At 42.4% G+C, this 12,256-nt stretch carries 6 protein-coding genes; all 6 read left to right on the forward strand.

Annotated elements, in window-relative coordinates:
- Window positions 1-138: 138 nt before the first annotated feature.
- The 6 genes from glgB to HMPREF2686_RS09415 all read left to right on the forward strand — a co-directional run bounded on the left by glgB (window position 139) and on the right by HMPREF2686_RS09415 (window position 12,248).
- A complete protein-coding gene (gene glgB, locus HMPREF2686_RS09390; protein ID WP_070450477.1) occupies window positions 139-2,046 on the forward strand; it encodes a 1,4-alpha-glucan branching protein GlgB in 1,908 nt (635 codons plus the stop codon).
- A 50-nt stretch (window positions 2,047-2,096) separates the two neighbouring features.
- On the forward strand, window positions 2,097-3,239 hold the full coding sequence (locus tag HMPREF2686_RS09395) for a glucose-1-phosphate adenylyltransferase (protein ID WP_070450480.1): 1,143 nt from the start codon (window positions 2,097-2,099) through the stop codon (window positions 3,237-3,239).
- Window positions 3,229-4,365, forward strand: coding sequence for a glucose-1-phosphate adenylyltransferase subunit GlgD (gene glgD, locus HMPREF2686_RS09400; protein ID WP_070450484.1), 1,137 nt, complete (start codon window positions 3,229-3,231; stop codon window positions 4,363-4,365). Before HMPREF2686_RS09395 ends, glgD begins: the two co-directional genes overlap by 11 nt.
- Window positions 4,365-5,792 (forward strand): glycogen synthase GlgA, encoded by a 1,428-nt coding sequence (gene glgA, locus HMPREF2686_RS09405; RefSeq protein ID WP_049483901.1) that lies wholly within the window; start codon window positions 4,365-4,367, stop codon window positions 5,790-5,792. Before glgD ends, glgA begins: the two co-directional genes overlap by 1 nt.
- A gap of 234 nt (window positions 5,793-6,026) precedes the next feature.
- On the forward strand, window positions 6,027-11,819 hold the full coding sequence (locus HMPREF2686_RS09410; protein WP_070450486.1) for a ZmpA/ZmpB/ZmpC family metallo-endopeptidase: 5,793 nt from the start codon (window positions 6,027-6,029) through the stop codon (window positions 11,817-11,819).
- A gap of 228 nt (window positions 11,820-12,047) precedes the next feature.
- Window positions 12,048-12,248, forward strand: a complete 201-nt coding sequence (locus HMPREF2686_RS09415) for a F0F1 ATP synthase subunit C (protein ID WP_003006433.1) — start codon at window positions 12,048-12,050, stop codon at window positions 12,246-12,248.
- Window positions 12,249-12,256 lie beyond the last annotated feature (8 nt).

Genomic DNA, 12,256 nt, shown 5'->3' on the forward strand with positions numbered 1-12,256 from the left:
AAAGGTTCGGGAAAGAAAATGGAAAAACTTTTCCTGATAATTTTACATGATTTTACAGGAATCAACTTGAAAATTAAGTGATTTTATAGTAAAATAAAAACAAATAGAAAACGCTTTCAAAAGCAAAGAGGTGAGTATATGGATAGAAGCACAGACTTATGGACATTTGGAAGAGGGGATAATTTCCATCTTCAAGAGTACTTAGGAGCTCACAAGGAAACAAGGGGGGAACAAGAAGGCTTTACCTTCCGTGTTTGGGCTCCCAATGCTCAGGCGGTGGATCTGATTGGTGATTTCACTGATTGGGAAGACCGTAAAATTCCAATGGTTCGTAATGAAGGAGGCGTCTGGGAAGTCTTCTGTTCCGATGCAAAAGAGGGAGATATATACAAGTATTTGGTGACTCGACAAAATGGTCATCAGGTGCAAAAAATCGATCCTCTAGCGTTATGGATGGAAAAGAGACCCAATACAGGATCTATTATTAAGACCATTCCAGAGAAAAACTGGAAAGATGGTCTCTGGAGAGCACGCCGCAAAAAACTTGGTTTTAAGGAACGACCTGTTAATATTTATGAGGTTCACGCAGGATCGTGGAAACGTAATGAGGATCACAGTTCCTATACCTTCAAACAACTAAAGGAAGAATTGATTCCATATTTGGTGGAGATGAACTACACCCACGTGGAATTTATGCCAGTGATGGCTCATCCATTGGGCTTGAGTTGGGGCTATCAGCTCATGGGATATTTTGCACTCGAGCAGACTTATGGTAGCCCAGAAGAGTTTCAAGACTTCGTGGAAGAATGCCACCTCAACAATATCGGAGTGATCGTAGATTGGGTACCCGGACATTTCATTATCAATGATGATGCCTTGGCTTATTATGATGGAACACCAACCTTTGAATACCAGGATGAACATCGTGCGCATAACTACGGATGGGGAGCCTTGAACTTCGATTTAGGGAAGAATCAAGTCCAGTCATTCTTGATTTCTAGTTTGAAGTTTTGGATTGATACCTATCATTTAGATGGGATTCGGGTCGATGCTGTGAGCAATATGCTCTATCTTGACTACGATAGTGGTCCATGGACACCAAATATTGATGGTGGAAACCTCAACTACGAAGGCGTTCATTTCCTTAGACGTTTGAATGCGATTATCAAGAACGAACACCCAGATGTCATGATGATTGCAGAAGAAAGTTCTGCTGGTCAAAAGATCACGGGTCCTGAAGAAGAAGGTGGTCTAGGCTTTGACTATAAATGGAATATGGGGTGGATGAATGATATCCTTCGATTCTACGAAGAAGATCCCATCTACCGGAAATTTGACTTTAACCTGGTAACCTTTAGTTTCATGTATGCATTTTCTGAAAACTTCTTACTACCATTTTCACATGATGAAGTGGTGCATGGTAAGAAGAGTTTGATGCATAAGATGTGGGGAGATCGTTACAATCAATTTGCTGGACTCCGTAACCTCTTGACCTATCAGATTTGCCATCCAGGTAAGAAATTACTCTTTATGGGTTCAGAATTTGGTCAATTTTTGGAATGGAAGTCAGAAGAGCAACTGGAATGGGGCAATCTAGAGGATGAAATGAATGCGAAGATGCGTCGTTTCACTTCTCAGCTCAATCATTTCTACAAAGAACACAAGGAATTGTGGGAGATTGATGATAGCTTTGATGGCTTAGAGATTATTGATGCAGATAACCGGGATCAGGGCGTCTTGTCTATGATCCGGAAAAATCGTAAAGGCGATCTTTTGGTGTGCGTCTTTAATATGGCACCAGTAGAACGCAAGGACTTTACGATTGGTGTGCCTATATCAGCGGTCTATGAAGAAATTTGGAATACAGAATTAGAAGAATGGGGAGGTGTCTGGAAAGAGCACAATCCGACAGTTCAGTCTCAAGATGGACTGTGGAAGGATTATGAACAAACTTTGACCTTTACTTTGCCGGCTTTAGGAGCTAGCATTTGGAAGGTGAAACGGAAGGTTCGCAAAACGAAATCTAAAACATCAGATAAAAAATGATGATCGGTTGACTCTAAGGGAGTCCAAGCTTTAAAAAGAGGAAGTAGTCAATGAAGAATGAAATGCTCGCTTTAATTCTTGCCGGAGGGCAAGGAACACGTCTTGGAAAATTAACCAAAAACATCGCGAAACCTGCGGTTCAATTTGGTGGGCGCTATCGGATTATCGATTTTGCTCTCTCAAACTGTGCCAACTCAGGAATTCACAATGTTGGTGTGATTACACAGTATCAACCACTTGCCCTTAACAGCCATATTGGGAATGGTTCCAGCTGGGGCTTGGATGGAATCAATACGGGTGTGTCTATTCTCCAACCTTATTCAGCTAGTGAAGGAAATCGGTGGTTCGAAGGAACTAGTCATGCGATTCTCCAAAACATCGACTATATCGACAGCATCAATCCGGAATATGTCTTGATTCTATCTGGGGATCATATCTACAAGATGGATTACGATGACATGCTTCAAGCACACAAGGATAATAACGCAAGCTTGACTGTTGCAGTCCTAGATGTACCTTTGAAGGAAGCAAGCCGTTTTGGAATCATGAATACAGATGCCAATAATCGGATTGTCGAATTTGAAGAAAAACCAGCTGAACCAAAATCAACTAAGGCTTCAATGGGGATTTACATCTTTGACTGGGCTCGTCTGCGCAATATGTTGGTTGCTGCTGAAAAGAGTGATATCGATATGTCAGACTTCGGTAAAAATGTCATTCCAACTTATCTAGAATCAGGCGAAAGTGTTTATGCTTATGAATTCAACGGCTATTGGAAAGACGTTGGTACAATTGAGTCTCTTTGGGAAGCCAATATGGAATATATCGATCCAAATAATGCCTTGGATAGTCGCGATCGTCACTGGAAAATCTATTCACGCAACCTCATTTCTCCACCGAACTTCTTTGGGGAACATGGCCACATCGAAGATTCTCTTGTCGTCGATGGTTGTTCGGTAGACGGTACAGTCAAACACTCCATCTTATCAACAGAAGCTCAAGTTCGTGAAGGAGCAGTTGTTGAAGATGCTGTCGTGATGAGCAATGCCGTTATCGGTAAAGGAGCTGTCGTGAAACGCGCGATTATCGGAGAAGGTGCAGTCATTGCAGACGGTGTCGTGATTGATGGAACAGAGGAAGTACAAGTTGTCGGTTACAATGAAAAAGTGGGGGTAGCAACAGATGAAGATTGATAAATATTCAGCCATTTTAGGAAATACAGTTGGGTATCATGATATGTCCACTTTGACCAGCCATCGTCCGGTAGCCTCCCTACCGTTTGATGGGAAATACCGCTTGATTGACTTCCCGTTGTCTAGTCTTGCGAATGCTGGTATTCGTAGTGTTTTTGGGATTTTCCAACAAGAAAATATTAGTTCGGTCTTTGACCATATTCGTTCAGGTCGTGAGTGGGGCTTGTCTACTTTATTGAGCCACTATTACCTCGGAATCTATAATACTCCAGTTGAAAATACAACGGTAGGGCCAGAATACTACCAACAATTATTGACCTATTTGAAACGGTCTGGTTCCAACCAAACAGTTGCTTTAAACTGTGATGTTTTGATGAATATTGACCTCAATCAAGTTTTCCACTTGCATAATAGCGTTGACCGTCCGATTACAGTTGTTTACAAAAAGTTGCATCTTCAAAATATCTCTGAAGTCAATGCTGTCTTGGAAATTGATGAATCAGACCATGTTACAGATCAAAAACTTTTTGATGGTAAGAATCCGGATGAAGTCTACAACATGTCAACAGATGTCTTTATTGTGGACACTCCTTGGTTGATTGAAAAAATTGAAGAAGAAGCTAAGAAAGAATACCCACAAAAATTGCGCTATATCTTGCGTGATTTGGCGGTGGAATACAATGCTTTTGCCTTTGAATATACAGGTTACTTAGCCAATATTCATTCAGTTGAATCTTACTACCATGCAAACTTGGATATGTTGGAAAACCAAAAATTCATGAAGCTCTTTTCACCAAATCAAAAAGTGTATACGAAAGTGAAGAATGAAGAACCAACGTATTATTCCAAGACATCACATATTAAAACGTCTCAATTTGCTTCAGGTAGTATTGTAGAAGGAACCGTTGAACGTTCCATTGTTTCACGTCGGGTACGCCTTCATGAAGGTTCAGAGGTCCGCAGTAGTCTTCTCTTCCCTGGTGTAGTGGTTCGTGAAAATGCAATCGTTGAACATGCTATCCTGGATAAGGGGGTCGAAGTGGCTGCTGGCGTGACGATTCGTGGTACAGAGGAAACACCTGTCGTGGTTAAAAAAGGAACGATTGTTACAGAGGATATTGTCTAATGAAACTATTATTTGTTGCAGCTGAAGGAGCACCGTTTTCTAAAACAGGTGGTTTGGGAGACGTTATTGGCGCTCTTCCTAAATCCTTAGCGAAAAGTGGTCATGATGTGCGCGTGATCCTCCCTTACTATGATATGGTAGAGGCTAAGTTTGGAGATCAAATCGAAGATGTCTTGCATTTTGAGACCAAGGTTGGCTGGAGAAGTCAATATGTTGGTGTGAAACGCATTGTGCGCGATGGAGTCACCTTTTACTTTATTGATAACCAACATTATTTCTTTAGGGGCCATGTGTATGGTGACTTCGATGATGGCGAACGCTTTGCCTTCTTCCAGCTCGCGGCCTTAGAAACGATGGAACGGGTTGATTTCATTCCAGATGTTCTTCATGCCCATGATTACCATACAGCGATGATTCCTTTCTTGCTGAAGGAAAAATACCGTTGGATTCAAGCTTATCATGGAATTAAGACAGTGTTGACCATCCATAATTTGGAATTCCAAGGTCAGTTCGACCCAGGAATGTTGTGGGATCTTTTCGGAGTTGGATTTGAACGCTATGCAGATGGAACACTTCGATGGAATGATTGCCTGAACTGGATGAAAGCCGGTATTCTATATGCTGACCGTGTAACAACCGTTTCTCCTAGCTATGCGCATGAGATTATGACTGCTGAATATGGTTGTGGCTTGGATCAGATCCTTCGGATGGAGTCTGGCAAGGTGACCGGAATTGTTAACGGGATTGATGCGGATCTGTATAATCCTGAAACGGATCCACTCTTGACTCATCACTTCAGTCTCTCAGATCTTTCAGGTAAAGCAGCTAGTAAACGAGCTCTTCAAGAACGTGTCGGTCTACCTGTTCGCGATGATGTTCCTTTGTTTGGGATCGTCTCTCGTTTGACACGTCAAAAAGGCTTTGACGTTGTGGTAGAAGAGTTGCATCAACTCTTGCAAAAGGATATTCAGATTGTCTTGCTCGGTACAGGAGATCCTGGATTTGAAAATGCCTTTGCTTGGTTTGGTCAAGCCTACCCAGATAAACTTTCAGCCAATATCACATTTGATGTCCAATTGGCCCAAGAAATCTATGCAGCGTCGGATGTCTTCTTGATGCCAAGCCGCTTTGAACCATGTGGCCTTTCTCAAATGATGGCCATGCGTTATGGAACCCTTCCTCTGGTGCATGAAGTCGGCGGACTTCGAGATACGGTCCAACCGTATAATGCTGTTGATGGAAGTGGAACAGGCTTTAGCTTCAATAATTTGTCTGGCTATTGGTTTAACTGGGCAGTTGATGAAGCCTTGGCTGTCTACTACAATGACAAACAGGCTTGGTATGGTCTCCAAGAGCAAGCTATGACGCGTGACTTCTCATGGGATACGGCTAGTCAACGATACAATGATTTGTACCAATCCTTATAAATAGATCTATAATACAAACGCCTTTCGAGGCGTTTTTTTGTGTTGCTTTCTTCCTATAAAGAAAACGGTTTATATTTTTGAGTTTTAGAGCTTGCTAAAATAGAAGAAAAAAGATAAGATAGGTAAAGGTAAAAAATCCCGGGAAGGTTCTTATTTCTGGAAAGGATCCCATCCTCTCTAAAAATAATCAGGTCCCTGCTCGAGGGTTAAATATTACTATATAGGAATTTTAGGATGAAAAAAGCGAAACAAACGTTTGAAAAAATGACCAAATATTCGATTCGAAAATTATCTGTCGGTGTTGGTCCGGTAGCCATTGGAGCCTTTTTATTAGGAGGAAGCTTGTTAGGAGCTCGTCCTGTCCAAGCAGATCAGGTGACCCTACCTGATCATGTACACTTAGGATATGTGACAGAAGAAGAGCTGACCGCTGAAGAAAAAGCACAGGTGATTCATGCAATCCCTGAAGAGTATCAAAATGAAGATACTTTCTATCTCGTCTATAAGAAGAAGGAAGCAATTCAGTCGGTTCTTCCTCAAACAGGAAATCAGGAAGTCGCCCTTTTTGGGCTAAGTCTAGCCACTGCTTCCTTTGCGGTCCTCTTACTCTCTAAAAAGCACCGGAAGAAGGTCATGGGCGTCCTTTTGATTGGAGCCATGGGACAAAGTCTTCTACTTCCAGTTGAAGTCGCAGCCCTACAAAATCAAGTTTTGCGCGCCTATAATCAGGATCTTGCGATCGCATCGAGCAAAGATCTTGCAAATGGCGTGATTCAAATTGACGGCTATGACTATATTGGTTATCTGCGCTACCCGTCAGTCCAACAGACGAGCTTACAAGATCCAAAGGCTATGCAGGAAACAAAACCTTCTGTAGAAGGAACGATCAAAACAAGTACAGGTATTCCACAAGTGGAAGCACAAGCGCGTGTGACCCCAGAAGTCGCTCCAGCCTTTCCTCAAGTTGAAAAACCAAGCCTGGAAGTCTCTACTGAGCCTGTGCCATTTGAAACTGTCAAACAAGCTGATCCTACATTACCTAAAGGGCAAACCAAGGTGCTGACTGCTGGCCAAAATGGGGAGCGGACCCTATTGACGGAAGTGAGTGTGGTAGATGGACAAGAAGTTCGCAGAGTAGTTGAAAGCAAGGTCACTAAAGAACCAGTTTCACAAATTCTTGCTGTTGGGACAAAAGAAGATGCCCAACCAAACCCTCAACCCAGCCCTTCTCCAGTTGTAACGGCTAAGGGGACACAAGAAGAAGGCCATGTTGGCGAAGCCCCTGTTCAACCGGAGAACCCAACCTATACAGGTGTGGTGGAAGCCAAAGGGACACAAGAAGAAGGCCATGTCGGCGAAGCCCCTGTTCAACCAGAGAACCCAGCCTATACAGGTGTGGTGGAAGCCAAAGGGACACAAGAAGAAGGCCATGTGGGAGAAGCTCCTGTTCAACCGGAGAACCCAACCGATCAAGTAACGGAAGGGACGGTAACAGAGACAGAAACGGTAATCCTTCCATATGAAACCGAGTATGTAGCGGATGCCAATCATTACACAGATGAAGAAAGCCTTCTTCAGAAAGGCGAGGCAGGTAATCAGGAGATTCGTCGTGTTTATAAGACGGTCAATGGTGAGAAGATTGGCGAGCCCGTGAGCACGACAACTGAAACGGTAAAAGCTCCTGTGACAGAAAAAATTAGTCGTGGGACTAAGGCGATTGAAGGCCAAACAGAGGATGTTTCGTATGAGGAAATTCCATTTAAGACGGTAACCGAACAAGATGCTACCTTGTTAAAAGGAACCGAAAGGGTTTCTCAAGCCGGTAAAAATGGGAAGAAAAAAATCACCAAGGTCTATAAGACCATTAAAGGTGTCAAAACAACGGATGCTCCTACAATTTCTGAGGAAGTAGTTGAACAAGCACAAGATCAGATCATTCAAAGAGGGACCAAAGAACTTGACAAGCCAACCTTGACTTTGACCCAGGTCGATAAGGAAGAATTGAAGCGCAGTGCTAAAGCTACTTATCATTTGGATAAACCAGACGGTGTGACCATCAAGTCCATCCAGGCTGTATTGAAGAAGGGTGATCAAGTGGTGAAAACCCTGACCCTTTCAGAGACGGACTTGGCAGCTGCTTTAGCGGACTTGGACTACTACAAGGATTATACGCTCGCAACGACCATGGTCTATGACCGTGGAAATGGGGATGAAGAAGAAGTTCTCAAGGAAGAACCACTGAGAATTGATCTTAAAAAAGTTGAAATCAAAAATATCAAGGAAACCAGTCTGATTAGCGTGGATGACCAAGGTCTTGAGACCGATAGCAGCCTCTTGTCTGAAACACCATCAGATGTGAAGCCGTACTACTTAAAGGTCACTACCCATGATAATAAGGTTACAAAACTAGCCGTTGATAAAATTGAAGAAGTAACGGTAGATGGCACGACCCTCTACAAAGTAACAGCCAAAGCTCCTGATCTCATCCAACGGACTGCGGACAACCAGTTCAGTGAGGACTATGTCCACTATATTGCGAAACCCAAAACACATGAAGGTGATGTCTATTACAATTTCAACGAACTTGTAAAAGCCATGCAAGCCAATCCGACTGGCACCTTTAAACTGGGTAGCAATATGAATGCGGCTAATGTCCAGCCAGCAGGGAAATCCTATGTGACCAATGCATTCAAAGGAATTTTGGAAAGTATGGATGGAAATAAATTTGCCATCCATAACATTACAAGACCATTATTTGGGAACATCGAAGGTGGCTCGGTTAAGAATCTCTTGCTTGAAAATGTCAATATTGATCTACCTGGGACAGATCGAGTAGCACCAATCGCAGGTGTCATCAAAAACAATGCAACTGTTGAGAACGTTAAAGTAACAGGAAGTGTTGTTGGGAACAATGACGTAGCAGGGATCGTCAATAAAATTGATGGCAGTGGGAAGGTCAGCAATGTTGCCTTTATCGGTAAACTGCACGCTGCTGGGAACAAAGGTGGCTATCTAGCGGGTGTTGTTGGTGAGAACTGGAAAGGTGTCGTTGAAAAAGCTTACGTTGATGCTGAAATCACTGGGAACAAAGCCAAAGCTGCAGGTCTTGTTTATTCCTCTCAAAATGGTGGTAATAACCACACAGTAGGTAAAGAAGGGGTTCTCAGAAACTCCGTTGCTAAAGGTTCAATTGAACTCAAAGAAGCGGTGCAATCTGGTGGATTACTAGGGACCAACTGGGCCTTGGGTGCTATTGAAGACAACATCACCATGATGAAAGTCAAAACGGGTGAGATGGTCTTTGGTCACTCAGATATTGACGCAGATGATTACTTCACCTATTCAAGAACCAAGCGCAATTATAGTGTTGACGGCGTGAGTGAAGGGAAGAAATCCTTTAACAACTCCCGTAAAATCCCAAGCATCTCGCTGGCAGAAGCTGAGCAGAAAATCGAAGCAATGGGAATCACTGCTGATAAATTTACCAGCAGCAAACCGATTGAAGATACGCTCAATCACCTTGTTAGCAAAGACGATCAATACAAGGCCATCACTGGTTACGATGCGACTCGTGAGCTAGCTTACCGCAATATTGCTAAATTGCAACCATTCTACAACAAAGAATGGATTGTCGACCAAGGGAATAAACTGGCTGCAACTAGTCCTTTCTTGACCAAGGAAGTCTTGTCTGTGACCGCTATGAAGGGCAATGATTTTGTCACGGAACTAGCGGATGCGGATCACATCCTGATCCATTATGCCGATAAGACCAAAGATGTCTTTAGCATGACACCGAAAGATTCTAAAGTCAAACAAGTCAAAGAGTACAGTGTGGCGGAGCTCGGTGAAGTAGTCTACACGCCAAATATGGTGGACAAGGACCGTAGCGATCTCATCAGTGCCATCGTAGAGAAATTAAGTCCTGTAGAATTGCAATCAGATCCAATCTACACTCACTTAGGTCGAACAGGACCTAACAAAGTCAATGCCATTAAGAACCTTTACCTCGAAGAAAGTTTCCAAGAAGTCAAGGATAATCTGACTCACTTTGTCAAACAACTGGTTGAAAACCAAGACCATCAATTAAACACAGATGAGGCTGCTAAACGTGCCCTTATCAAGAAAGTTGATGACAACGAGGCGGCCGTTCTTTTAGGGCTTTCTTACCTCAATCGCTATTACGGAGTGAAGTTCGATGATGTCAATCTTAAGCAGCTCATGTTGTTCAAGCCAGACTTCTATGGGAAGAATGTTGATGTCTTAGACCGTTTGATTGAAATTGGTTCAAAAGAAGACTACATCAAAGGAACTCGTACCCATGATGCCTTCCGAGAAGTCGTTGCGAAGTCTACTCTTTCTAGCAACCTAAATGACTTCTTGAAGTACAATATGGAGCTCTTCACAAAAGAGACAGACTTGAATGATTGGTTCATCAAAGCAACCAAAGACAATGTCTATATTGTGGAGCCTGAGACGACCAATCCAGCTTTCGCATCTGCTAAGCATAGAGCCTATGAGGGCTTAAACAATGATATTCACGGTAAAATGATCTTGCCACTCTTGAATCTTAAAGATGCGCACATGTTCTTGATTTCAACATACAATACCTTGGCCTATAGTTCCTTCGAGAAATACGGTAAAAACACTGAGGCAGAACGAAATGCCTTCAAGGCGGAAATTGATAAAGTAGCAAAAGCCCAACAGGACTACTTGGATTTCTGGTCGCGATTAGCAGCTGATAATGTTCGCAACCAGCTCCTAAAGAGCAATAATATGGTGCCGACCCCTGTCCTTGATAATCAAAACTATAAAGGCATTAGTACAGACCGTTATGGCCATACGAATAGTGGAAAAGATGTCGCTCCAATTCGTGAATTATATGGACCAACTGATCGTTACCATGCGACAGATTGGCGCATGGGAGCAACCGCTCGTGTCTATGGAAATCCTTATAAAGATGATTCGGTCTTCTTTATGGTGACGGATATGATCAGTGACTTTGGGATTTCTGCTTTTACCCATGAAACGACGCACGTCAATGACCGTATGGTATACTTGGGTGGCTGGAGACACCGTGAAGGAACGGATCTAGAAGCCTATGCTCAAGGCATGCTCCAAACGCCATCCGTATCCAATCCAAATGGAGAATACAAAGCTCTAGGTCTCAACATGGCCTATGAACGTCCAAACGACGGCAACCAATGGTACAACACTAATCCAAATTACCTTCAATCACGCGATGAAATTGATCGTTACATGAAGGGGTATAACGATACGCTCATGCTTCTGGATTACCTAGAAGGAGAAGCCGTCCTCAATAAAGGCAGTCAAGACTTGAACAATGCATGGTTCAAGAAGGTTGATAAACAATACCGAGGGGCTAATACCAAGAATCAATTTGATAAGGTGCGTCCTTTGAGTGATGAGGAAAAAGCCATCACCTTACATTCAGTAGATGATCTCATCACCAACAACTTCATGACCAATCGTGGTCCTGGAAATGGAGTCTATAATCCATCTGACTTTGGTTCAGCCTATGTGACGGTACCGATGATGACAGGGATCTATGGAGGAAACACCAGTGAAGGGGCTCCTGGAGCCATGTCCTTCAAACACAATACCTTCAGACTCTGGGGTTACTATGGCTATGAAAAAGGCTTCTTAGGGTATGCTTCAAACAAGTATAAACAAGAATCCAAACAAGCAGGTCATGCGACTCTAGGGGATGATTACATCATTCAAAAGATTTCTGATGGGAAATTCAGTACCCTTGAAGACTGGAAGAAAGCCTACTTCAATGAAGTGGTAACCAGTGCCAAAAATGGACTTCTGGCTATTGAAGTGGATGGGACTACTTATAGCTCTTATGATGACTTAAAACAAGCCTTTGCAACTGCGGTTGAAAAAGATCAAGCCAGCTTGAAGAATGGTTCTGTCAAATTTGACAATACGGTTTCACTGAAAGAAAAACTCTTTAAGAAATGGCTGCAACAAACAGATAGTTTTAAAACATCTATCTTTAAATAATCGAATTCTCTCATCTGCTGAGCAGGTGAGAGTTTTTTAGAAGAAAAAATGAATAGAGGTGGACAAAGCGTCTAAAAATTAAAAGAAATCAATCGTAGATAGGAAAAATTATCATATTAAAAAAATAACGTAATTTCACTAAAACGCTTACTTTTATAGGAAATATTTGACTATTATATCTTTTAGGAGTAAACTAAGGATGTAAAATTTATAAAAGGAGAATTCATCATGAATTTAACATTTTTAGGTCTTTGTTTAGCCTGTTTTGGTGTATCACTGGCAGAAGGTTTGATGATGAGTAGCTTATTGAAATCTGCATCTCGTCAACCAGAAATTATCGGTCAATTGCGTAGCCTCTTGATTCTTGGTGTTGCCTTTGTCGAAGGTACTTTCTTCGTAACCTTGGTTATGGCCTTTATTATCAAATAGACGCTTCT

Source organism: Streptococcus sp. HMSC057G03, assembly GCF_001808745.1.
Lineage (GTDB): Bacteria > Bacillota > Bacilli > Lactobacillales > Streptococcaceae > Streptococcus > Streptococcus parasanguinis_Z.